The sequence below is a fragment of the Actinomycetospora sp. genome (assembly GCF_036497245.1).
Taxonomy (GTDB): domain Bacteria; phylum Actinomycetota; class Actinomycetes; order Mycobacteriales; family Pseudonocardiaceae; genus Actinomycetospora.
Map to the genome: position 1 here is coordinate 1 of NZ_DASXJS010000099.1, position 23,950 is coordinate 23,950.

Consider the following 23,950-nt stretch of genomic DNA (forward strand, 5'->3'; position numbering starts at 1 on the left):
GGATCGCAGGGGACGTGCTTGCCGATCACCCGCGACACGAGCAGGTACGCGCGGCGGGGGTTGCGGCGCAGCGCCAGCCCGACGAGGTCGGTGAGGCCGGCCGCGCCCGGTGCGTCGTCCTCGCCCGGACGACCCTCGAGGACCAGGTCCAGGGCGTCGGCGACCCATCGTCCCGGCCACGGGTCGTGCGAGCCCTCGGAGCTGATCGCCGCGTCGTGGGCGGGTGGTCCTGCTCCCACCAACCCTCCTCACGCGGGCCGACGATCGCGGTCCGGACACTAGCAGCCCGGACGATTATTGTTGATCATCAAACTCGGCGGGCCGGGAGGGTTGCGGTCGACCGCGAGGGCAGTGAGCATGCCCGGAATCGTTAGATGGAGGAGCCCCATGCAGGTGTCGTGCGCCTTCCCGACCGCGCTGAGCTCGCCGGACGACATCGCCCTGGCCGAGCAGCTGGGCTACGACCGGGCGTGGGTGTACGACACCCCGCAGCAGAGCCCGGACGTCTGGATGACCCTCGCGCTGGCCGCCGAGCGGACCGAGCGCATCGGGCTCGGACCGGGCGTGCTGGTCCCCAGCCTGCGCCACCCGATGGTCAACGCCGCGGCCACGGCGACCCTCGCCGCGCTCGCCCCCGGCCGCACCGCGGTCGCGTTCGGCACCGGGTTCACCGGGCGCCGGGCCATGGGATACCGCGCGATCACCTGGAAGTTCATGGAGGCCTACATCCGGGCCTACCGCGGTCTGCTGCGCGGCGAGGTCGTGGAGTGGGAGGGCGCGCAGATGCAGATGCTGCACCCCGACGGCCACGCCCCCGCCCGGCCGGTCGACGTGCCCGTCCTCGTCGGTGCGCTCGGACCGAAGGGCGACGCGGTGGCCCGCGAGCTCGGCGACGGGCTGTTCGCGACGCTGCAGGTGCCGGACTTCCTGGGCGACTACTCCTGGGTGCCCTTCCTCATGTGGGGCACCGTGCTCGACGAGGGGGAGCCGCCCGGTTCGGCGCACGCCCGGGCGGCGGGCGGTCCGGGCTGGGCGCTGGCCTACCACGGGGCGTACGAGTTCAGCGGTCCCGGCGCGGTGCGCGGCCTGCCCGGCGGGAACGAGTGGATGGACACCGTCGACAAGATGCCCGAGGGGCAGCGTCACCTCGCCGTGCACCACGGGCACTGCGTCGAGCTCAACGACGCCGACCACGCCGCGTGGGACGCGGGCGGGTCCGCGATGCTCCCCGAGGTGACGGTCAGCGGCACCGCCGACGAGGTCCGTCGTCGGGTCGGCGAGCTCGGCGAGCAGGGCGTCACCGAGATCGTGTTCCAGCCGTGCGGGCCGGACACCCGCTCGGAGCTGGAGCGCTTCCGGGACGCCGTGCGGGGCTGACGCGCTCGTGAGCACTTTCCGGGGCTATGACCCCGGAAAGTGCTCACGAGCGCGAAGCGCACCCATGGACTGCGTGCCGAGCACGACGGCGAGGGCGAGGCGCTCGGCGTCCTCGGTGTCGGGCTCGGCGGTGTAGACCATGATCCGGACGTCGTCTCCCGCGACGACGAGCGTGTCGCAGTCGAGCGTGATGCGCCCGACCGCGGGGTGCTCGATCACCTTGTGCTTCGAGGTCTCCTGGCCCGGGTCGGCGTTGCCGGAGTCCCAGAGCTCGGCGAAGCGCGGGCTCAGGGCGCGGAGCTCGCCGACGAGGCGGCGCAACGACCGGTCGGCGGGGTACCGGGAGGCGGTCAGGCGCAGGTCCGCGACCAGCCCCGTCTCGAACTCGGCCTGCTCCCGCGGGGTGTGGACGGCACGGGTGCCGGGGCCGACGACGTGTCGCCAGACGGCGTTGCGCTCGATCCCGCGCCACGTCGAGGTCTCGCCCATCAGCGCGTCGTAGGGGGCGTTGGCGACCAGCAGCGTCCACGTCGCGTCGTAGACGACGACGGGGGTGTGGTCCAGGCGGTCGAGCAGGCGCTGCACGCTCGGGGTGATCCGGGTCGGCACGACGTCGCGGCCCGGTGCGGCGTGCCCGGCGTACCGGTACAGCAGGTCGCGCTCGGCGTCGGAGACGCGCAGTGCCCGGGCGAGGGACTCGACGACCTGCGCCGACGGCGTCCGCGCCCGCCCCTGCTCGAGCCGGGTCAGGTAGTCCGCCGAGATACCGGCCAGCCCCGCGAGCTCCTCGCGGCGCAGCCCGGAGGCCCGGCGACGCCCGCCCACGCGGACACCGACCGTCTCCGGCGCCACCCGATCACGCAGGCGGCGCACGGCCGCGCCGAACTCCGAGGACTCCACCCGGTCAGTCTGGGGCCCGGCGCCGGGACTGTCCTGGCCCTGGCATTCCTACGACAACCCGACGACTGCCTCGCCGTCACCAGCCGCGCGAAGCTCGGGGCCATGACCACCACGCTCATCACCGGGGCGACCCGGGGCCTCGGCCTCGAGACCGCCCGCCAGCTCGTCGCCGCCGGGCACACCGTCTACGTCGGCGCCCGCGACGAGGCCCGCGGCCGCGCCGTCGCCGAGGAGATCGGTGCCCGCTCCGTCCGCATCGACGTCACCGCCGACGACTCCGTCGCGGCCGCCTTCGACCAGCTCGAGGCCGAGGGTGGCGTCGACGTCGTCGTGAACAACGCCGGCGTCGCCATGCTCGGGCTCAACGGTCCCGACGCGCTCGCGGTGTTCGACACCAACGCCGTCGGGATCGTCCGCGTCACCGAGGCGGCGCTGCCGCTGCTGCGGAAGTCCGCGAACCCGGTCGTCGTCAACATCTCCAGCGCGCTGGGGTCCTTCGGCGCCAACCACGACCCGCAGCGGCCGGCGTCCCAGGTCCCGGCCATCGTCTACGGCGCGAGCAAGGCCGCCGTGTCCATGCTGACCGTCCAGTACGCGCGGGCCGTACCCGAGGTGAAGTTCAACGCGGTCGAACCCGGCTACACCGCCACCGAGCTCGGCGGCCAGGCCAACCCGCACGGCCGACCCGTCGAGATCAGCGCGGCGACCGTGGTCCGGGTCGCCACGATCGGCACCGACGGCCCGACCGGCACCTTCCAGGAGGACGACGGCGAACTCGCCTGGTGACCCGGCCGAGGCCTCTGCACCTCGCCGTGACGGGAACGCCGGAACGGACGCGGCGCCTCACCCGGTGAGCGGCTGTGTCGCACCGGGCGCCCTCGCCACGATCGGCGGGCGCCCGTGTCGCGGCACGGGCGCGCCGACATCGGGGGGACGATGGCGGTTCCGCCGACCCGCCGAGGAAACATGAACTCACCGACATCGACCGAGCCCGTGGACCTCGTTCTGCAGGGTGGCGGCGTCAAGGGAATCGCTCTGGGCGGTGCGCTCGACGTCCTGCTCGCGAGCTACGACGTCCGGCGTGTGGCCGGGACGTCGGCCGGAGCCATCGCGGCCAGCCTGGTCGCGGCCGGCTACACGCGCGACGAGCTGCGCGCCGCCCTGGGGTCACTGCCCTACGCGAAGGTGCCCGATCGTGCCCTTCCCATCCCGGGGCTGGGTGAGCTCACCGGCCTGCTCAGCGCCGACGGGCTCTACCGGGGGGACGTCATCGAGCAGTGGGTCGCCGACCGGCTGGCCGAGAAGGGCGTCCGCACCTTCGGCGACCTGCGGCTCCCCTCGGACAGCTCGGCGGACCCGTTGCTGTACAGCGACGACCGCGCCTACCGACTGGTCGTGACCGCCACCGACATCACCCGCGGCCGGGGTCTGCGTCTGCCCTGGGACTACCGCGCGGCCTTCGGGCTGGACCCCGACGAGCAGTCGGTGGCCGAGGCGGTGCGGATGTCGCTCTCGATCCCGGTGTACTTCGTGCCTCGCACCCTCGTGGACGTGGCCACCGGGCGCACGTCGCGGATCGTCGACGGCGGTGTGCTGAGCAACTTCCCGGTCGAGCTGTTCGACCGTCAGGACGGGCAGCGTCCCCGGTGGCCCACCCTCGGCGTCGGGGTGATCCCCGAGCTGCCCGGGGCCGACAGCACGCTCTTCCCCGGACTGCCGATCCGACTCGTCGGCCCGCTCGCGCTCGTGGAGGAGACGATCGCGACCGCCATCTCCGGCCACGACCAGACCTACCTCGCCCAGCCGCGCAACGCCGAGCGGGTGTTCCGCATCGACACCGATTCGGTCGGCGTCGTGGACTTCCACATCGATGCGCAGCGGCGCGCGACGCTGGTCGCCAATGGCCGACGCCGCGCCACCGAATTCCTCGACGAGTGGAACTGGGACGACTACCTGAAGCGGTTCTTCCCGTGACCGGGCGCCGTCAACGGCAGGGTCAGGCCCCGACCGGGCGGCCCGGCGCAACCGGCGTCCCGCACCGTCCGCAGTGCGCCCACCCGGGCGCCAGGGCGGCGCGGCAGGTCCGGCACGACGGCGGGATCGCGATCCGGGTGGTGATCGCGTCGGGAGCCTGCGGCGCCGCGAAGCCGACCGGCGGGGACATCGGGGCCTGCGCATACTGCCCGGCCGGCATCGCGGGGACGCCGTCGAAGAACCGGCGGGAACTCTCCGAGCCCCAGAGCAGGCCGATGATCGTCGCCGGGATCGCGAGGAGCACCAGGGCGGGCAGGAACGCCACCGCCTCACGCTCGCTCGCGGCGAAGACCAGCATCACGAGTCCCCAGGCGATGTCGAGCCCGCACAGCACGGTCGCGACGATCCGCGCGCCGCGGCCGGCCCGGCCCAGCGCGGAGGCGATCCAGAACCACAGGGCGACGAAGGCCAGCGAGACCAGGCCCGAGGCGATGACCACGCCGGAGAACATCCCGATCAGGCCGCCGAACGCGGTGCCGAGCCCGTCGGCCTCCGAGCCCGCGTAGCTCGCGGCCACCGTCGCCCCGGACACGAGGCCGAACACACCGAGCACGAGCGTGATCGCGGCGCCGAGTGCGCCCAGGGCGGTGAGCACCCTGATGATCACCTGGGCCGCGGTGACGGTTCCCGGTCGTACACCCACGGCCTGAGTCATGACGTCTCCCCGCACACCTGGCGGTCGCTCGCTGCGGCCGGTGTCTGACGATCGCGCCATCTCACGCCGGCGTTACGAGACCCTCTCGTCGGGCGCACATGGTCGGCAGGCACCCTGGGTGCGGTGGGACGCGCAACGAACGTGACGACGGTGCTGCGCTCGGCCCGGTGGGTGCTCGTGGTGGGGCTGCTGGCCGGGGCCCTGGCGGGCCTGCTCCTCGACCTGCACCTGGACCGCTCGCCGGCAAGCTCGGACGCGCAGTTGGTGCTCTCGAACGGGACCGCCACGCCGGCGTCGTCGGAGAAGGCCTCCACCGAGGCCTCCTACATCGCCAACCAGACGCCGACCTACGCGGCCCTCGCCACCAGCGACGACGTGCTCGGGCCGGCCGCCGCGAGCGTCGGGACGACCGTGGAGGCGCTGCGCCCGGAGGTCACGGTCACCGGTCTCCAGGACACGAGCGTGCTGGTGATCGAGGTCCGTGCTGACACCCCGAGCAGGGCGACCGCGGAGGCGACGGCGCTGACACAGACGCTCAGCGGGCAGATCACGCGCCTCGAGACACCTCCGGGGCAGCCGCCGCGGGTTCTGGTGACGACCAGCTCGCCCGCGAGCGCCCCTGCGCCCCGGTACGTCCCACCCTGGGGGCTGCTGACCGTCACCGGCGCGCTGGCGGGGCTGCTCGTCGTCGTGCTCGGCGCTGCGGTGTGGGCGAGCGGAGTCCCGCAGCGGGCGGGGCGACGGTTCTCGGCGTGGCTCCTCCGCCGACCGACCGAGGCCGAGCTCGCCCGCATCCCCGCCACCGACCCCCGCGAACGTCGCGACGACCCCGAGGTGGCGGTGGCGAAGGTCGCCGGGCACTGGCTCTCGAAGCTGCGTAACCGAGGCTGAGCCGGCGAGGCTCGTCACCTGCGCGCCTGGTCGCCACCTGGCGGATCGCAGCGCTGACACGGGCAGGCTGCTCGACGGCGATCGCATGTCCGCTGTGGGTGTCGGTGATGTGTTCGGCGTGCAGTTCATCGGCGAGCTGTTCCGGACTCCCGATTCCGACCCCGCCCTGCGCTGACGACACGTCGCGCGCGGGTCCGGGACTGTTCGGGGTCGTACGGCCGGCTGCGCGCCTTTATTCTGGGCGCGCCGCGGTCACCGCGGGGCGGCTCGCCGCCTCCCAGTTCTCCCGGCTGCGGACCGTCGTGATCGTGCCCACCACCACGATCACCTACCGTCGTGTTCCGCGGCGGACGAGGAGGCAGCCATGCACCTGGCCGAGGTCTACGCCCAGAGCCGGACGCGGATGATCGAACTCGCCGCGCCGCTCACAACTGAACAGCAGCAGACGACGGTGCCCGCGACGCCCCTGTGGACGGTGGCGGACGTGTACCGGCACGTCGCGGGGGTGCCGGCCGACGTTCTGGCCGGTCGGGTCGAGGGCGGGGGATCACCGGAGTGGACCGCGGCGCAGATCGCCCCCCGAGCCGACAACACCCTCGACGACGTGTGCGCGGAGTGGGCCGAGACCGGTCCGAAGTACGAGGAGCTCATCGCGGCGGCCGGGTTCAACCGCGTGCGAAGCACCCTCGACCTGTGGACCCACGAACAGGACGTGCGCGGGGCCCTGGGCGGGCGGGGCGACCGTGATGACCCGGCCCTGCCCACCCTCGTCACTTGCCTGATGGAGCTGCTACGCAGGAGTTGGGGCGCCGCTCGCGGCATCCCTCGGATCGAGTTCGTCATCGACGGCAAGCCACACCGTTACGGCGGAGGCGAGCCCGAGATCACCCTGCGCACCAGCAGCTACGAGTTCGTCCGCATGGCCAACAGCCGACGCAGCCGAGCGCAGATGCATGCCCTGGATTGGACGGGAACCACCCCCGAGCGGGTGTTCGACGCGCTCACCCCGTTCGACCTCCCCGAGTTCGACGTCGTCGACTGAGCGCTGCTTATCTGCAGCTAGGACATGCATAATGCTGCGATGAGCACGTCGATCACCGTTCGCGACGTTCCCGACGACGTCCGGGACGAACTGGCCGCGCGGGCGGCGCGAGCGGGCCGCTCGCTGCAGGAGCATCTCCGTCGCGAACTGATCGCGATGGCTCGTCGACCGAGCGGGGAGGATCTGTCGCGCCGCGTGCGGGCACGTAAGGAGTCCACGGGCTCGCGGCTGGACGCCTCGCAGATCATCGCCGACCGCGACGCGGATCGGGCGTGACCCTCGTCGTCGACGCGTCGGTGGTGGTCGCGGCGCTCGTCGACGACGGCGAGGTCGGGCGTTGGGCGGAAGCTGCGCTCGATCGCCAGGGACTCGCCGCTCCCCATCTCATGCCGTTCGAAGCCGCCGACGTCCTGCGTCGTGCGGCACGCCGCGGCGACATCAGCGACGACGTCGCCCGGCTGGCTCACGCCGACCTCCTCGACCTGACGGTCGATCTGGTCGACTACGAGGCACTCGCACCTCGCGCGTGGGCACTGCGCGAATCACTCGCGGTGTACGACGCCGCCTACGTCGCGCTCGCGGAGGAGCTCGATGCTCCGATGATGACGCTGGACCTGCGGCTCACCCGGGCTTCCGGCCCCCGGTGTCCGTTCCTCACCCCGGGCGAACCGTTCCCGTGACGGCTGCTGCGTGGTCGGGGAGAGCGCGCACGGGTCCGCCGGCGATGTGAGGCCAGCGATCGCAGAGACTCCCCGACCAGGGACGACACCGGGGCCTACAGCCTGTCGTTCCCCGACGACATCAGCGGTCGGCTGTGGCAGGCGACCCTCGGGGCGGCGAACGACACCCCGCAGGAAGCCGGCGCCCCTCAACGAGTTCCGGTGATGGTCAGCGGCACAGCAGCCCGACCGGGCCTGCAGTCGGGCAGGGTCGTGTGCCCGTCAACCTCGAGATAGAGGAGCGACACGTACGGCCCTCGGTCGGTCCGAACCCAGACGGACGTTCCTCGGAAGCGGGGAGCGCCCACGGATACCGGTTGGCCGGGCTCCGCGCACTCCACGAGAAGAGTCGTACCGTCTGCGGCCCTGCCACGGAGCCTCGACGATGCGGTGGGCGCAGCGCGCAGTGCGACCCCTTGGGAGCCGCTCAGGATGACCTGGGCCGTCACTTCGTTCGAGAGTGGAGTGGTAGGCCGGTCCGGGTAAGCCGGGGGCGGGGGAGGCTGGGCCGGAGGTGGTGGACCTTGGGGAAGCGGCGCCGGGACCTGCTGGTCGGCGCCATGGCGGCGGTTCGTGCCGTTCGGGACCGCTGCGGGGCCTGGGCCCTCGTCGCCGTCATCCTCCGGAGCCGCCGGCGGCGACGAGGTGTCGCCCTGCGCCGGCTCGCCGGACCCACCCTGCGCACTATCGAGCTGAACCTCGTGCGCTGCGCCTTCCGCGCCGCTGATACCGCAGGCGCCGAGGGGCAGAAACCCGATCACCAGAATGCACGCCGCGACGTTCCGACGGGAAAGTCGTATGCCGTGTGGTCGAGGCGGATCACCCCTCATGGCTCTTCCCCCCGGACCGCGTGCTCACTCATGGGTAACGTCTCTCTCAAGAAGACATCGATTTGTTCTCGGGCACAAGGAGTGGGCGCATTATTGGCTGAAGTGTGATATAGCAGCCCGTCGTAGATCTGTCACAGCCGGTCAGTGTGGCCGGGCTATTCGAGGTGACTGTTCGAAAAACGAATGGCGGACGACGAGGACGCTCGGTGGCGTCGCCCGTCGAGGATCTCGCCGCGCCGATGCTGCAGATCAGGGACGATTGCTGACGACGCTACTGGTCTGCGTGGTCGCCGGTGGGTTGGGATGGTTGACCTGGCTGACCACGAAGGTCGCGATGGCAACGATGGCGACACCCTGAGCGAGGACGAAGGCGACCTGGGTCCTCAGGTTCTGCATCCCGTAGGTGACGGTGAGGGCATTCCGCCGTGGCGTCCAGAAGCGGTTCGTGGGCCGCAGGGAACGGAGATCCATGGCGAGGCCGACGATCGTCATCCCGGCCCAGAAGGTCACGGCCTCGATCATGAGAGGAACTGCGTTGGCCACGTTGGGGCGATCCCCCAGCAACGCCGCGGTCAGGTAGATGGCCGGCGTGACAGCGCACAACGCAGCGGGCAGCAACACCTTGATCGGACCGTGGTGGCCGGGAAGATACTGCCACGCCAGTCCGATGGCGAAACCGGCGGCCGTCCAGGTGCCGAACACGCTGATCGATTCGACCAGGCAGGCCAGGACATACGATGAGAGCGACGCGGACTCCGAGGTCACGGTCGGGACGACGATCCTGAAGACGAGGATCGCCGACGCGACCAGCGCACCCCCGCGCGCGGCGAGTGCCGCCGCCTGTCGAGCATTCTCGATCGGGGACATGCCCGGCCCGGCGACCAGCAGGACCTCGACGGGGGTGAGGTGGCGACGCCCGCGGGTATGGCCGAACACGTAGAGTCTCGTGCCCTCCCGCCGATCGAGCTGCTCGATCCGTTCCGTGTACTTCTCCAGCTCGATCGAGCCGCCTGCGAAGGCTTTCTCGATGTTCCGGCCCTCCTGCACGGCCGAGCGCCAGCGGACGGCTTCCCTCCGAAGATCGCTTGCGCTGGTCGTGCGGAGCTTGCGACGGATGGTCGTGTTGTCATGGGTGACCTGGTCCACGACGTGTCGCCGTCTCGAGAACGCCAGGAGCGTGAGCGGGACCAGGACGATCCACAACGGGACGCCCCAACCCCAGAGCATGAAGCTCCAGGTCTCCGCCCAGAAGACGACGAACGCCGCGGTTGCCAGGATCAGTCCGCGATCGTCGGGCTCCGAGATCGTCCCGAGTTCGTCGGTCACGTATCTGATCAGGCCGAGCGGCAGGAGCACGACGGCGAGTGTGAAGAACTGAGCCAGGAACGCCGGCGTGTTGAGTGTGGCGAGGTAGCCGAACCATGGAGCGCCGGGCGTGTAGGGGTAACTCCCGTAGTTGGCCGTCGAGTAGTGGGCGATGTCGATGTCGCGTTCGATGACGACGACCGTGGCGAGGAGGACGCCGACCGCCCAGCAGACCGGCTCACCGAGGGAGGCCCGTGCGAACTCGGCGAATGGACGGAGCAACAAGCGCGCACAGTTGAGGAGGGCACTCCACAGCAGGATCTGTATCAGGCAGGAGAGCACCATCGAGGTTGCGAAGACCCGGTACTCCTGCCCCGCTGTCGCCGTCAGGCCGTAGATCCAACACACGAGGCCGCCCAGGGCAAGGACGGCGACGAGACCTGCGCTGAGTCTCCACCGCAGAGCCACCCACACCGCCGCGGCGAGGGTGAGCAGAACGCATCGGTAGGGCCAGGGGCTGGCCAGCGTCCCCACGGCGAGCACGATCTCGTTGAGGACGGTGACGCCTGCGAGGACCAGCACCGGCACCAGGAGACCTTCGACGGACCAGCCGATCCGCTCGCCCGGACGGTCCTGATCGTTCTCCCGCCCGTAGACGAGGCGCTTGACCGGCCCGATCGGGCGGCGCGACGTCTGCGCAGCCTTCCCGAGGTGACGTCGGCGCTTGTCGCGGGCGACGAGCACGATGAGCAGCGCGGCTGCCGAGGCCGCCGGCAGCCACCTGATCAGGCTGTTCGCCACGGCCGCGGCCGGTTCCGCTGCTGCCGCGAAGACGGCGGTCTTGAAGTCGGGCCGAACCACGACCGTGTGGGGCGAGTCGCATGCGGTGAAGGTCGCCTTGTCGGGATCCTTGGTCGCCGGGGAATCCCCGTCGGTTGCCGACAGCGCGCCGGACGGGGCGCTCACGGCGAGGTTCGTGCACGGGGTGTCCTGCAGTCCCTCGAGCGGGTTGACGGTGAGCAGCCAGGTGCCGTCGTTCTGGAGCGTCGCGGCAGCAGCAGCCCGGCGGCTGACCCCCAGGGAGAGCGCGGTCGGGATGTCTTCCTGAAAATTGTCGATCACCACGACGGAGCCGGCGCGCAACCGTACGTCGGGCAGCGTCGACCGGCTCCAGGCCTGGTTGGAACCGACAGCGCAGAAGAGCGTCGTGCGGAACTGGACGGTGCTCTGGTCCTCGAGGAGATCGCGAGCTGACGGCTGCGTGGCCGGCAACGACAGGACCAGCGAATCACGGAGCACGGGGGCACCGTTGTTGTAGTCCACCGTGACGGTTCTCAAGTACGTGGCGACGCCGGTGGCCTGAGCTTGTGAGGTTGCTCCTCTGCAGGTGGGGACCGTCGAGGCCCGGGATGCCGTGAGGACGGTTCTGTGTGAGAAAACGAGGACGATCGCCAAGGCACCCACCGCGAGGAGGAGGACCGCGCCGAGCGCGTACCGCTGCTTCACCCGAGCACCCCCCGCGGTCTGGCCGCCCGTGCCCAGCAATCTGTGCGATTCGAGTGGGGACGCGTCCGCTGGTCCGCGCGCGGACGAACCCCGGCTGAGATGGCGATCGATCCTCTCGCGCGAGAATATGGCGCCGGGAACGTACTGCCACTCCACCACATGGGTGGCGCAGTCGCCGGAGTAGAACTGGGCAGTTGCCTCGCCGGAAGAGCACGAGAAGCGTGGGCAGTACGCAATGTTGCGTATTGCGGGCTCTCGGCGCGAGGCGCTGGAGTATTCTCGGTCGGTTGACGACGCGTTCGTGTGTCCTGTGGGAGGTCTGCGTGTACAGCCTCGGTGTGGATCTCGGCACGACCTTCGTCGCCGCCGCGACGGCTCATGAAGGCGTCACCGAGATGGTGAGCCTGGGGGACCGGTCGGTCGCCACACCCGCGGTTGTCTTCTTGCGTGAGGACGATTCCCTCGTTACCGGTGACGCGGCGGCCCGGCGGGCCGGGGCGAATCCCGAGCGGGCCGGCCAGGAGGTCAAGCGTCGCATCGGTAATCCGACACCGGTGATGTTGGGGGGCACCGCGCAGGCGGCCACGACCTTGCTGGCGGCGTTGCTCCGCGACGTGCTGAGCAAGGTGACCGAGACCGAGGGTCATAAGCCTGATCGGGTGGTGCTGACCCATCCGGCGAATTGGGGTCCGCACCGACGCAACCAGTTCGAGGAGGTCCCGGTCCTCGCCGGGTTGGACATTCCGCCGACCGTGACTGAACCGGCCGCCGCCGCGGCGTTCTACTCGTCGACCCATGAACTGGGCGACGGGGAGACCTTGGCGGTGTACGACCTCGGCGGCGGCACCTTCGACGCCACCGTGTTGCGCGCGCGGCCGAGCGGGGTGGAGATCCTGGGCACCCCGGAGGGTATCGAGCGCCTGGGCGGGGTGGACTTCGACCAGGCGATCCTCGCCCACGTCAACTACGTCTCCGGCGGTGCTCTCGACGAGATCGATCTGAGCGACTCCCACACCACCGTCGCGATGGCTCGTCTCCGACAGGACTGTGTCCTGGCCAAAGAGGCGCTGTCGGTCGACACCGAGACGATCGTGCCGGTGTTCCTCCCGAAGGGACACTTCGAGGTCGAGCTGACCCGCGCGTCGTTCCAGGACATGATCCGGGCGCCGATCGAGTCGACGATCCGAGCGCTCACGCAGACACTGCGCTCGGCGCAGGTCGCTCCCGCGGAGCTCTCGGCCGTGCTGCTCGTCGGAGGATCGTCGCGAATCCCGTTGGTCGCGGAGATGGTGTCGGCCGAACTCGGCCGGCCGACCCTGGTCGACACGCATCCGAAGTACGCAGTAGCTCTGGGCGCGGCCACCTTGGCGGAACGGCCGACCGCTCTCAAGGGCGTCAAGGCGGTGCCGCACACCACCCCGACCGCAGCTCCGCTCACGCTCCCTCGACCGGTCCCCGTCGGCGTCCGCGAGCCGGGGGGAGCTGCGTGGCCGCGCGCGGTGCCCGACCGTGCCTCGAAGCCGGGCCCGACAGACCGGTTCTCCGTCCAGCCGGCGCCGACGAAACGGATGTCCGTCATCGGCGGCGGGGCGGGGCGGGGCCATCACCCGGCGGGTGGGGGAAGACCCGGTGAACCTTCCTCACGACCGGCGTGGCCGCATCCTTGGTACTACTGGCTGCTCGCGGTGGTGATCGCGGCCATCGCCGTCGTGGCATTGGCAGCGGCCCTGGCCGCGACGGTGTTCCGGCCGCACGCGGACGCGCCAGCCGTCGTCTCCGTCTCCCGCTCAGTGCTCGACAGTGCATCGTGACGCGTGATCGGCACCCGCTGCGCGGGGGCCAGGACCGTTGCTCACGACGGGACCCGTAGCGGGCGCCCTACGCGCTGCGGGTCCGCGACGGCTCGTCATCCGGCGCCGGCCGCGGCGCCGGGATGAGGCACTCGGACCGGCACGAGGCCCGCGTGCGCCCATCGACGGTCCCGCGCCGGGTCATCGACACCCACGGCGCCACCGCCCACGCCACCACGCCGACGACGACCGCTCCTACCACGATGTTCATGCGTCCCCCCGAAACGTGCCCCACGACCACCGCGACGGGTCCGGGCGCGGCGAGGGGGCGGACCCGTAGTAGAGCGTGCGCTCCTTTCGCCGCGCTGTCACCACGAACCGCCGTGGCATCTGCGCAACACATGTCGCGCAGTCAGCCGTGGGCCGGACGTCCCGACGGACGTACTCTCCCGTCTGACGCTCACCCACGGTGACGCCACTGGGGGGAACGATGACGCGTGTGGAGATCCGCCTGCTCGGCGCCGTCGCCGTGGAGCGTGACAGGGTCGCCGAGACGCGCCGCAGCCGGAACCACGGCGCGCTGCTGGCCCTCCTCGCGCTCCGGGCCGGCGAACCGGTCGACGGCGACCTGCTCATCGACGAGGCGTGGGGCGAGGACCTGCCCCTGAACCCCCGCGGTGCCCTGCAGGTCGCACTCTCCCGGCTCCGGGCCTGGCTGGGGGATCGGACGGAACCGTGGATCACCGCAGGTGGCGGGCTCTACACGCTGCACGTCGATCCCGACGCGGTGGATCTCCTGCGCTTCCACCGGCTCGCCGAGACCGCCCGCCGCAGCGACACCATCACCGACCACGAAGCCGCCCGGGCCACGTGGCGCGGCCAACCGTTCCCCGGCCTGGACACCGCCAGACTCCTCGAAGCCGGACGAGTCGCCGAGCAACGCCGGCGCGCGCTCACCCTCCGCCACGCCTCCCTGCTGCTCGACGCCGGTCGCCCCGGTGAGGTCGTCGACCTCCTCGTCGGCGAGGACCGGCTCGACGAGGAGCTCTCCGCGCTGCTCGTCCGGGCCCTGAGCGACGGCGGCCGGCACCGCGACGCCGTCGTCACCTACCTCGAGGTCCGCCGCCGCCTCCGTGACGAGCTGGACGTCGCGCCGGGGCCGGAGCTGCGCGCCCTCTACGGCTCCCTCACCCCGACGCGCCGCACCCGCCACCGCCGCCCCGAACTGGTCGGACGCGACGACGTCGTCGCACCGATCCTCGAGGCCCTGCATGACGACGGCCGTCTGATCGTCCTGCGCGGTCGGGCCGGGGCGGGCAAGAGCGCGATCCTGCGATCCGTCGTCCACGCCGCCGACGCCCGCGGCGCGCGGACGGCCGCGTCGGCCTGGGGCGCCGCCGCCGCTCCGGCCGCGCCCTGGCACGAGGTGATCGCCGACCTGGAGGTCCGCGGCGCGGTGCCCGACCGCGACCTCGGTCCCTGGCTGCACGCCCAGCTCGCCCGCCTCGCCGAGGACGCACCCCTGCTGCTGGCGCTCGACGACGCGCACCGCGCCGACTCCGCCTCGCTCGACGTGCTGCGCGCCCTGGCCCGTCGGGGGCTGCCGCCGGGCGTCGTCGTCGTGGTCGCGGCCCGCATGCCCGACGCCGCCCCGCACCCCCTCTGGGACGGCGCCCTCGCCGACCTGACCGCGCACGACGCCGTCACCACCGCGGTCCTCGGCCCGCTGGCCCCGGACGCCGTCGCCGAGCTCTGCCGGCGCCGCCTCGCCCACCTCGATCCCGACGACGACCTCGCTGCGACCGTCGCCGAGCGCTCCGGCGGTCTCGCGCTGCACGTCGCGGCACTGCTCGACCTGCTCGCCGGCTGCAGCTCCCGAGCCGACGCGGCGACGGCGATCACCGAGGTTCCCGATCAGGTCCGCGCCGTCGTCGAGCACCAGGCCGCCCAGCTGCCCGCGCCGACCCGCGCGGCCGTCGAGGCGCTCGCCGTCCTGCACCCGATCGACCTCGTCGGCCTCGCCGGCGTCATGGACCGGCGCGCGCTGGAGGTGGCGGAGGACCTCGAGGTCGCGGCCCGCGCGGGCCTGGTCAGCGGCGAGCACGACCGCTACGTGCTGCGTCACGACCTCGACGCCGACGGACTCCGTGCTTCCGTCCCGCCGGTGCGCGCCGCGCACCTGCACCTCGCGCGGCTCGAGGCGCTCGACGACGACGTCGACGTGTTCACCGTCCTGCGTCACGCCGAGGGTGCGACGAGGTTGCTGCCGGCGGCCCGGGTCGCGACGGCGCGGGTCGACGCGGGCGCCGAGTCCTACCGGCGCCGGGCCCTGCCGGAGGCGCTGGCCCTGCTCGACGCGGCCGTGCCCGCCGTTCCCGACGGCGCCCGGCCCCGCCTGCTGGCGCACCGCGCGCTGTGCCTGCACGCGCTGGGCGCCGCGGACACCGATGCCGACGGGGCCCTGGACGACGCACTCGCCGCGGCCCTCGAGGCCGGCGATGACGAACTCGCCGTCCTCGTCGCGATCGGCGACGAGCCCTTGGGGCTCTCGTTGCAGGGCGATCCGCGCCGTCTCGCCCGGCTGCGCCGCCTCGACGGCCGCCCGCTGGACCCCCGGCGTCGTCTCGAACTGCTCGCCGCCACGATCCGCGAGTCCGGTGCCGCGGGCGAGGACGTCGAGGAGCTCGTGGGTCAGGCGCGGGCGCTGGCGGACACCGTCGCCGGGGACGACCCGGAGACCCAGGCCCGGGTGCGCGCGCTGGAGGCTCGCGCCCTGGTCGACCAGCCGGTGCCGGCCCTCGACCGGCTCGCCGTCGCCGTCGACGCCTACGGGCTCGCGTTCGCGACCGAGGACCCGTCCCTGCACCTCGACGCCACCGAACTGCTGATGACCGCCGAGCTCGCCGTCGGGCACACCGAACGGGCCCACAAGCTCTGCCAGGAGCTGGAGACCACGGCCGAGCGGTGGTTCCGGCCGCGCTCGATCTGGGCGGCGCGGGTCGCCGACGCCGCGATGCTGCTCGCCGAGGGCGATCCCGGGGCCGACGCCGCCGCGGGCCGGGCCGCCGAGCTCGCCCTCCCGTCCGCCCCGCTCGCCGCGGGCGCGCACCTGCTCGTGACGCACCTGCTGGCGGGCCGGGTCTCGGAGCTCGGGGGCCTCGCCGCGTACGCGTCCGCGCAGTCGCCGAACACCGCCGCATGGGCTGCGGTGGCGGCTCTCGCCGAGGTGTGCGCCGGGCACGACGACGAGGCCCGGGCCCACCTCGCGGAGTACGTCCGGCGCGCGGCGAGCGGGCGGATGTGGTTCACGCGGGCAGCGGCCGCGATGGCCGCCGGCGCCGCGTGCGGTCTTTCCGACGCCATTGTCGCCGCCTCGGTGCGTGAGGTGCTGCCCGCGGACCCGGACGCGGCGGTGCTGGTGGGCTTCGGGGGAGCGGTGCTCGGACCGGTCACGCTGTGGACGGGCCTGGCGGCGCGGACGGTCGACGACCCCGACACCGCCCGCAGCGACTGGTCTGCAGCTGCCGCGCTGGCCGAGCGGGCCGGATGGGCACCGTGGTCCGCGGCGGTCCGGCAGTGCCTCGGAGCGCTCGACGACGCGACAGCACCACCACCGTTCGGCCTACCCCGTCGCTGAGCTCATGGGTGACCGGGCCTCGCGCACGCAGCGTCATGGGTTCACCCACTCGGACGTAGAACTCATGCCCCGGGAGATCTAGCGTCCGCGCGACAGGGGGGAGGGCCCGAACGCCCGAGGGGGATCGCGGGTCCGAGGCGATGGCGACCGTCTTCATCAGTCACACCGGACACGACCGGGAGCTCACCGAGGGGGTCGTCGCCCGGCTCCGCGAGGCGCGGCTCGGTCTCTTCGTCGACTTCGACCCGCACGACGGGATCCCGGCCGGCGAGGACTGGGAGAACGTGCTCTACCGACGGGTCCGCAGCGCCGACGCCCTCGTCGTGGTGCTGACGTCGTCGGTCCCGGACTCGCGCTGGTGCCGGGTCGAGATCAACCTCGCACGGAGCCTCAAGCGCCTCGTCCTCGTCCTGCGCGCCGAGCCGGGCGTGGACCTGCCGGGCCTGTCGGACGTCGAGTGGATCGAGCTGGCGGACGCCCACTGGCCCGACCGCATCTGGGACGGCCTGGTCCAGCAGGGCATCGACCCGGAGGGTCCGCTCGACTGGGACCGTCGCCGGGATCCGTATCCCGGGCTCTCTCCGTTCACCCCGGGCGACGCAGGCATCTTCTTCGCCCGCGAGGAGGAGATCCGGTGGCTCGTCGATCGCGTGGAACGCGAGGACGAACCGTCCGTCCTCGCCGTCGTCGGGCGGTCCGGGAGCGGGAAGTCGTCGCTGGTCTACGCGGGTCTGTTGCCCCGCCTTCCCGAGTCGTGGCTGGTGCTCCCGTCCGTCTTCCCCGGCCGGGAGCCGGTCAGGGCGCTCGCCCAGCGCGTGATCACGGATCTCGCCGATCGACACGTGATCCACGACCTCGATGTCGTCCTCGGCGAGCTCGAGGCGTCTCCGGCACGCATTGCCGACCTGCTCGACGAGCTGGTCGACGCGGTGTCCACGACATCCCGCCGTGCGGTGCTCGTGGTCGTCGACCAGGCCGAGGAGCTGCAGACGAGGGCTGACGCCGAGCAGCAGCGTCGATTCCTCGAACTCGTGGGATGCATGGCCGGAGCGCGCGCCCGGGTGTGCGTCGTGATGACGCTGCGCCCCGAGCTCCTCAGCGGAACGCCCGACCGCTCCGGCCTGGCGGCGCTGCGGCCCGAGACGCTGATGCTCGAGCCCGTCGCTCAGAACCGTCTCCGCGAGGTCATCGAACGGCCTGCCTGGCGGGCGGACTACGACTTCGAGGACGGTCTCGTCGATCGGTTGGTCAACGACGCGCAGGGCGGCGACGCGCTGCCCCTCCTGGCCCACACTCTGCGCGAGCTCGTCGACGGCGACCTCGGGCCACGGCGCCTCGTGACCTGGGAACGCTACGAGGAGACCGGCGGGGTGCTCGAGGCCCTCGACGTGCGGGCCGAGCAGATCGTCGGGGGCCTCGAGCGGCGCGGGGTCTCCCGGACCGAGGTCGTCCTCCCCACGATGCTGCGATTCGCACTGCTCTCGGACAAGGGGGAGCTGGTCAGCCGCCCGGTCGACTACACCGGACTCGACGGCCCGGCCCGCACCGTGATCGATGCCTTCGTCACGGCGCGACTGCTGGCGCAGAGTGGCGGCGAGATCGGGGACCCGATGGGCGTGACCGTCCGGGTCGCCCACGAATCCTTCCTGCGCCGCTGGGCGGCGCTGAAGGCGGCCATCTCCAGCGCTGGACAGGGGCTACGACTGCACGCTGAGCTGAGCGGGCGCACGTCCACGTGGTCGCGCAACGAGGAGAACGAGTCCTATCTCCTCGGCGGGGATCAGCTCAGGAGGGCGGAGACGCTGCTCGCGGGGCGCATTCCCCGTGGCCCCAAGGAGTCTTCCACGACGCCGGAACAGCCGCTTCGGCTCGACTTCTCCGCCCGGGAACGCGACTTCATCCGGGCTTCCCGCGTCCGGGAGGACGACCTGGCGCGAAGTCGTCGGCGGCGACGCGTGGTTCTCGCGGTCGTCGTGGTCCTGGCGCTGATCGGTGGGTCGGTCGCGGTGATCGCCGGTGTGAACGCCTATCAGGCGAACGCCGACGCCGACTCGCGCGCGTTGTCGGTCGCGGCCAACGACGACGCGTCCAGCAACCCGGCGGTCGCGGCGATGCTGGCCATCGCCGCCTACCGCGAGTCGCCGACCGCGGAGGCCGAGCAGGCGCTGTTCAACCGGTACATCGCGAACCAGAATCTCGGCACCGTCTTCTCCGGGGCGCCGGGGAATCTGAAGCAGGCCCAGGTGAGTCGTGACGGGCGGGTGGTTGCCGGGCTGACCGAGAACGGGCTGCTCGCCCTGTGGAGCCGGGAACCGTCCGGGGCCATCCAACAGCGCCAGTCCACCCCGGAGGCCGAGGCGGAGGGGATGGGCCTGAGTCCTGACGGCACCACCGTCTGGCTCAAGCGTCGGGAGGGCCTCACCCGCTACGACGTCGCGACCGGCGCCATGCGGGTGGTGGCACCGCTCGACCCGACCGCCATCAACGGCAGCGAGGTCGCGGTATCGCCCGACGGAAGGACGGTGGCAGCGATCATCGGTTCCCTCGCGCAGGACGGCGTCAGGGCGTGGGACACGTCCACCGGCCAGGTGATCGCCGACCTCCCGGAGCCTCCGGGGTCGCCGGTCCGGAGCTACGAGTTCGGGCGTGGCCGCACGTTGGTGATCAACGACGGCATCCTCGGCGGCACCGTTCAGCGGTGGACGCCGGGCGACCCCGCGCCTGCGGCGGCGCTCGCGACCGGCGCCGGTTCCGTGGCGATGGTCGCCGGTGCGGACACGGTCATGCTCTGCCTCACCCCGCCGACCGATCCGAACCTGGACGTACCGCTACCGCCCAACACCCTCGTCACCACGCGGGTGAGCGACGGTGCGATCGTGAAAACCCTCGCGTTCGGCGGTATCACCTGCAGCGGGCTCGCCACCGACGCGGAGGGTCAACGGGCCGGCACGCTCTCCACGTCCGGGTCGGGGGTGTCGTACGGGGACGACTCGGGATCGTTCGATCTGGCCACGGGCCGCTCGACCACCTTCCTCTCGCCGATCCGCGTCCAACCCGCCGACACCGGGCTTTCCCAGACCGTGCTTCCCGGTCTCGTGGCGGGTCCTGATGGTCCGCAGATCGCGGTGGTGAGCAAGTTCGCGGTCACCCTGATACCGCTGCCACGCGTCGAGGCGTCGGTCTCGGGTGCCCTGTGGAACGCGCTCGTCGGCCCCGGGCAGACCCAGCTCGTGGTCGCCGACAACGGCGCCACGCTGGTGAACGCGACGACGCTGGAAAGCCCCGGGCGGGTCATCGCCACGGCACCGCGTCCCGCGCCGTACTGGAAGACGGCCGGGCGAGACGTCGTCGTCGGGGCGCACGATTCCCTGGTTGCCGATCGGGTGGCGCCGGACCGCGTGGTCGTCCGGCGCCTTCCCGGCCTCGGCCAGGTCGCCGAGATCCGGACGCCTCCTGTGCTGGCGACCGGTCCGGACAAGGACGACCTTCTGTCGCACTCGCTGTCGTTCGACGCGGCCGGGCAACTCGTCGTCGCGGTGGGCACCGATGTCGGGGTCTGGGATGCGCTCCAGGGCCGCGAGGTCTCGCACCTCGACCTCGCCACGGCGGGGCTGGCTGCGGGCCCGGGCCAGATCGTGACGGTGGGCCCTGGCCGCGATCCCTCTCAGCTCACCGTCGTGGTGGAGGGCATTCCCGACGTGCACTTCGTCGACATCGTCTCGGCGCGGGAGGTCGGCCGGATCCCTGCCGGTCCGTACGTGCTTGCTGCCGGCATCGACCGGACCGGCAGATACGTCGACCTGCTCCGCCGTGGCGGGCAGATCGAGGTGTGGGACACCCTCGATGGAACTCGGAAGCTGGGCCCCCTGTCGACGCTGCCGCCTGGCCCGACCCAGGAGCAGTCGACGCTCACCGCCGGGTTCGTTGATGACTCGGGCCGCTTCGCGATCGGTGCCGGTTCCCGTCTCCGCGTCTACGACGTCGACTCACCCGACCCGACGCGGTCGCTCGACGTCGGAGAGGGGCAACAGATCAATGGGATGTCCGCGGATGGGCAGCTCATCACGACCCAACCGTCGTCGGGATCCGGGCTGACGTTGTCGCTGAAGCCCGCCGACTGGCAGAACGAGATCTGCCGGGTCATCGAGGATCGCTCGTTCACCGAGGCCGAGCGTCATGCTCTTCCCGCCGCCGTTCCGGACGGCCCGATCTGCACGGGCACCTGATCGCCTCGAGATCAGCTGCGGCCTCTGCTCGCTGCCCGACGGCGCAGCACGAGCGGACCTTCGACGACGTCCCCGGCTGCGTGATGAAGAGCCGCAGGCCGTCGCCCGGGAGGGCCTGGGGTGCACGACCGAAGTCTCAGGAGACGAGGCCGAGCCGTTCCGTGGCCGCGGCGAGGACGGCGAGGACCTCGCGAGCGCGCAGATCCCTCTCCCCGGAGGCCACGGAGACGACGTGGTGGCCCGCAAGGCGGAGCGGGGTCAGGAACGCCGGGTCGGTGTCCGGCCAGACGACGGCGACGACCACCGATGGTGGGATCGTCGAGAGCACCTCGATCTCCCAGGCGAGCCCGCTGGTGGGCCCCGCGAGGCCCCGGATGTCGATGACCACGGCGCTCACCAACTCCATTGCGGCGTTGCAGGCCGCCTTCCACGCCGCGTCGGCGCAGACGAGATCGTGGACCCGGTAGCGGCCTTCGTCGTCGGGAACCAGGGAAAGGCCGGCCAGGCGTCCCGGCACCTCGGCGGGCTCCGCGATCACTCTGGAACGGATGCGCCCAGCCAGCCAGTCGACCAGTTCGTCGGGTTCCAGCGTCTCGGCCGCGAGGTCCGTCCCGCCGATCAGGAGGACGGAGCCGATGTATCGCCAGTAGACCTCCAGCTCGCGCAGCAACCGGACGCTGGCGCGTTGCAGCGCGAAGGAGCGGAGCAGGAGAACGTGGCGGGGGGTCTGGACGGATCGGTGGCGCGCGGCGCCGAATCCGACGAGCAGGATCGACGCGAAGACGACGAAAGGCACGAGGGACCACAGAATCCGTGCGTCGTCCGCGCCGGAGAGAGCAGAGAAGTACACGAGCACGACGGTCTCGTAGAACCACACCAGGAGAGCGAGGATGCCGTGGTCGCTGAGTCTCCCGCGACGATAGGCGCCCCAGATAGTCGCCGAGAACAGTGTAGTGATCAGCGTGAAGCCCAGGGCGACGGCGACGAGCGGGCCGGGCCGGGCGCCTGCGACCACGGGGTAGACGCACGCCAGGTCGAAGATCACCGCGGTGACGGAGGGGGCAAGGAGCCACCCCACGCCGCGCAACCCCCGACGCCCGGTCAGCGCGACGATGGCCACGGCGGGGAGGGCTGACGGGACGACCACGATGAGGAACAACAGCACGGGGTTCTGGTGGTGCGAACCCTGTCCGAAGGTGATGAGGAGGACGACCACCGCCAGCCACGATCCCGCCCCCAGCCAGGCGCGGCCCCGTCCGGGCGGATGGACCACGGGGGCGATGACGAGCATCGGCGTCGCGAAGGTCAGAGCGATCAGGACGAAGAGGGTGATCGTCTGGTAGTTCAGCCCCAGGCCTCCCGTCTGCTGGTCCGGCGTCGGGCCGACCCGGACGATCGCGAGGAGGAAGATCGCTGCTGCGGCGACCGCGGCAGCGGTCGAGGCGAGCAGATGGAGACGGACATTGTGTCGTCCTCGCGCCAACGCGAGCGCCTGGACCGGAGGGTCGCCGTCCCCATCGAACGTCTGCCGGATCGACCGACCGGAATGAGACGGATCGGATTTTCGCCGACGCCTTTGCTGGCCGGTGAGCGACGCGATCCGAGCGGCGTAGCGGCGAAGCAGGAGTCCGGATACGAGCCCGCTGACCGGAGTCAGAAGAATCGCCAGGAGCAAAGCCACACCGACGATGTCGAGGCCGCTCATGCGCTGATCGTATGGCATCTGCAACTGCTGTCTTCGTCCAGAAGAGGAGTCCGGTGCCGTCAGATGGGTGAGTGGGTCGTCGTGGTGACCAGCCAGGCCATGCTGCGTCCTGATCGTCGTCCGCAGGTCACGACCAAGCCGATACGCCGCACCACCCAGCGACTAAATCCGGCTGTAGTAGTACAGGGCGCCCCGAGCACGGCGCGCCTGGGCGGCCCAGACCTCCTCCGACTCCCCGCGGTACGGCATAGGCGTGACGCTCATGGCAGGGACACGACGGCCCGCTTCTCGGTGAACGCCGCCCGGGTCTCCGACCCCGCGCCGGCCAGCACGTCCACGGTGTCCGGAGCGGGCGTCGTCGTCACCATCCCGAGGTCGCCGCGACGGAGCGCGACGACGGTGGGGATGTCGCCGTAGGTCCCGGCGGTGACGGTGCTCCGGTCGACGCCGACCACGCCCAGGAACCGCGGGACGTCCGTGCGCGCCGCCACGCGCCCGCTCGGGTCCACCCGCACCACCGCGTTGTCGGCGATGCTGCCGATGAACAGTCCGGTCCCCGAGCCGAGGAGGACGAAGGGCACGACCGGAGACGACGCCGTCCGCACGACTCGCATCCGGACCGGATCGAGCGTCGTCAGGGTGGAGTCCGTCTGGCCCTCGATCACGGCCGTCGAGCCGACCGCCGCCACGTCAACCGGCCCGCGCGGCAACGCCACCGTGCCGAGCTCGCGAAGACGGCGCGCGCGGACGCGGTCTCGAGGACCACGCCCTCGGCCGGCTCGGCCCCGTCGTCGCGGTCGGTGAGCCCGGGACGAAGCTGCCGCCGCTCGGCGCGACCCGGGCGGAGGTGAAGCCGGCCGCGACTCCGTGCAGCCGCCTGTCCGGCTGCAGTCGGCACGTCGGCGAGCAGGAAGCAGCCGATCCCGAGCCCGATGTACGCGAGGAGGGCCCCCTTCTTCTGGGCGACCGTCATGTCCGGGGGGTCGTAGATCGCGCTGATGGCGACCATGAAGACGACCATCGCTCCGCCTGCCGCGAGGACCACCGAGGACAGCGACGCGGCGAGCATGCCGAGGGAGAACGCGGTCGAGGGTGCCGCGCCGTTCGCGCGCCCGGCGACGCTCGCGCACGACGTCGACCGCCGAGAGCGCGAAGCCGACCGCCGACGGGCCCACGCCGGCCGAGCAGTTCCCCGCGATCACGCGTCGCGGGAACGCGACGTTGACCCAGGCCCGGGAGCAGTGGACCGGGCAGGCCGGCGAGATCGGCACCGCGGTGCGCGAGCGGGCCGGTCATGCCTGGGAGAACCCGGAGCACGTCCTCGACGCGGTCT

General features: G+C 72.0%; 18 protein-coding genes. 11 read left to right on the forward strand and 7 right to left on the reverse strand.

Translation table 11 applies throughout. From position 1 onward, the window contains the following. Positions 1-239 (reverse strand): phosphoribosyltransferase domain-containing protein (locus tag VGI02_RS10955; RefSeq protein ID WP_331627375.1); only part of this gene is annotated, 239 nt, incomplete at its 3' end. A 148-nt stretch (positions 240-387) separates the two neighbouring features. Between VGI02_RS10955 and VGI02_RS10960 the strand changes: the two genes are divergently transcribed. Then, positions 388-1,377: an LLM class flavin-dependent oxidoreductase gene (locus VGI02_RS10960; RefSeq protein WP_331627376.1), complete on the forward strand. Its 990-nt coding sequence runs from the start codon at positions 388-390 to the stop codon at positions 1,375-1,377. Between the two features lie 24 nt (positions 1,378-1,401). On the opposite strand, the gene VGI02_RS10965 is transcribed toward VGI02_RS10960, so the two are convergent. Next, positions 1,402-2,277, reverse strand: a complete 876-nt coding sequence (locus VGI02_RS10965; protein WP_331627377.1) for a helix-turn-helix transcriptional regulator — start codon at positions 2,275-2,277, stop codon at positions 1,402-1,404. Between the two features lie 102 nt (positions 2,278-2,379). Here VGI02_RS10965 and VGI02_RS10970 point away from each other — a divergent pair, with 102 nt between their 5' ends. Both VGI02_RS10970 and VGI02_RS10975 read left to right on the forward strand, forming a co-directional pair. Continuing rightward, on the forward strand, positions 2,380-3,063 hold the full coding sequence (locus VGI02_RS10970; protein WP_331627378.1) for an SDR family NAD(P)-dependent oxidoreductase: 684 nt from the start codon (positions 2,380-2,382) through the stop codon (positions 3,061-3,063). Positions 3,064-3,270: 207 nt separating this feature from the next. Further along, the gene (locus VGI02_RS10975) at positions 3,271-4,251 is read left to right on the forward strand and encodes a patatin-like phospholipase family protein (RefSeq protein ID WP_331627379.1); all 981 of its coding nucleotides are present in this window, start codon (positions 3,271-3,273) and stop codon (positions 4,249-4,251) included. 22 nt (positions 4,252-4,273) lie between these two features. Here VGI02_RS10975 and VGI02_RS10980 read toward each other — a convergent pair whose 3' ends face one another. Beyond that, positions 4,274-4,966 carry a hypothetical protein gene (locus VGI02_RS10980; protein ID WP_331627380.1) on the reverse strand — a complete coding sequence of 231 codons (693 nt, stop codon included), beginning with the start codon at positions 4,964-4,966 and terminating at the stop codon, positions 4,274-4,276. Between the two features lie 123 nt (positions 4,967-5,089). Between VGI02_RS10980 and VGI02_RS10985 the strand changes: the two genes are divergently transcribed. The 4 genes from VGI02_RS10985 (at position 5,090) to VGI02_RS11000 (ending at position 7,579) form a co-directional block, all read left to right on the forward strand. Beyond that, positions 5,090-5,857, forward strand: coding sequence for a YveK family protein (locus VGI02_RS10985; RefSeq protein WP_331627381.1), 768 nt, complete (start codon positions 5,090-5,092; stop codon positions 5,855-5,857). Positions 5,858-6,221: 364 nt separating this feature from the next. Then, positions 6,222-6,899, forward strand: coding sequence for a maleylpyruvate isomerase family mycothiol-dependent enzyme (locus VGI02_RS10990; RefSeq protein ID WP_331627382.1), 678 nt, complete (start codon positions 6,222-6,224; stop codon positions 6,897-6,899). Between the two features lie 39 nt (positions 6,900-6,938). After that, on the forward strand, positions 6,939-7,175 hold the full coding sequence (locus VGI02_RS10995) for a FitA-like ribbon-helix-helix domain-containing protein (RefSeq protein WP_331627383.1): 237 nt from the start codon (positions 6,939-6,941) through the stop codon (positions 7,173-7,175). Then, positions 7,172-7,579, forward strand: a complete 408-nt coding sequence (locus tag VGI02_RS11000; protein ID WP_331627384.1) for a type II toxin-antitoxin system VapC family toxin — start codon at positions 7,172-7,174, stop codon at positions 7,577-7,579. Before VGI02_RS10995 ends, VGI02_RS11000 begins: the two co-directional genes overlap by 4 nt. A gap of 1,118 nt (positions 7,580-8,697) precedes the next feature. On the opposite strand, the gene VGI02_RS11005 is transcribed toward VGI02_RS11000, so the two are convergent. After that, on the reverse strand, positions 8,698-11,259 hold the full coding sequence (locus VGI02_RS11005; RefSeq protein ID WP_331627385.1) for a DUF6185 family protein: 2,562 nt from the start codon (positions 11,257-11,259) through the stop codon (positions 8,698-8,700). A 323-nt stretch (positions 11,260-11,582) separates the two neighbouring features. Here VGI02_RS11005 and VGI02_RS11010 point away from each other — a divergent pair, with 323 nt between their 5' ends. The 3 genes from VGI02_RS11010 (at position 11,583) to VGI02_RS11020 (ending at position 20,912) form a co-directional block, all read left to right on the forward strand. After that, complete coding sequence (locus VGI02_RS11010) at positions 11,583-13,070, forward strand: Hsp70 family protein (RefSeq protein ID WP_331627386.1); 1,488 nt, start codon at positions 11,583-11,585, stop codon at positions 13,068-13,070. A gap of 469 nt (positions 13,071-13,539) precedes the next feature. After that, on the forward strand, positions 13,540-16,686 hold the full coding sequence (locus VGI02_RS11015) for an ATP-binding protein (protein ID WP_331627387.1): 3,147 nt from the start codon (positions 13,540-13,542) through the stop codon (positions 16,684-16,686). A gap of 140 nt (positions 16,687-16,826) precedes the next feature. After that, positions 16,827-20,912 carry an nSTAND1 domain-containing NTPase gene (locus tag VGI02_RS11020; RefSeq protein ID WP_331627388.1) on the forward strand — a complete coding sequence of 1,362 codons (4,086 nt, stop codon included), beginning with the start codon at positions 16,827-16,829 and terminating at the stop codon, positions 20,910-20,912. Positions 20,913-21,048: 136 nt separating this feature from the next. Here VGI02_RS11020 and VGI02_RS11025 read toward each other — a convergent pair whose 3' ends face one another. From VGI02_RS11025 to VGI02_RS11035, 3 genes are all read right to left on the reverse strand, one after another. Continuing rightward, on the reverse strand, positions 21,049-22,617 hold the full coding sequence (locus VGI02_RS11025) for a hypothetical protein (RefSeq protein ID WP_331627389.1): 1,569 nt from the start codon (positions 22,615-22,617) through the stop codon (positions 21,049-21,051). 260 nt (positions 22,618-22,877) lie between these two features. Next, the gene (locus VGI02_RS11030) at positions 22,878-23,198 is read right to left on the reverse strand and encodes a hypothetical protein (protein ID WP_331627390.1); all 321 of its coding nucleotides are present in this window, start codon (positions 23,196-23,198) and stop codon (positions 22,878-22,880) included. An 80-nt stretch (positions 23,199-23,278) separates the two neighbouring features. After that, entirely contained in the window at positions 23,279-23,686 is a 408-nt protein-coding gene (locus VGI02_RS11035) for a hypothetical protein (protein WP_331627391.1), read from the reverse strand. Positions 23,687-23,709: 23 nt separating this feature from the next. On the opposite strand from VGI02_RS11035, the gene VGI02_RS11040 reads away from it, so the two are divergent. Next, on the forward strand, positions 23,710-23,950 hold a 241-nt coding region (locus tag VGI02_RS11040), incomplete at its 3' end, for a hypothetical protein (RefSeq protein ID WP_331627393.1).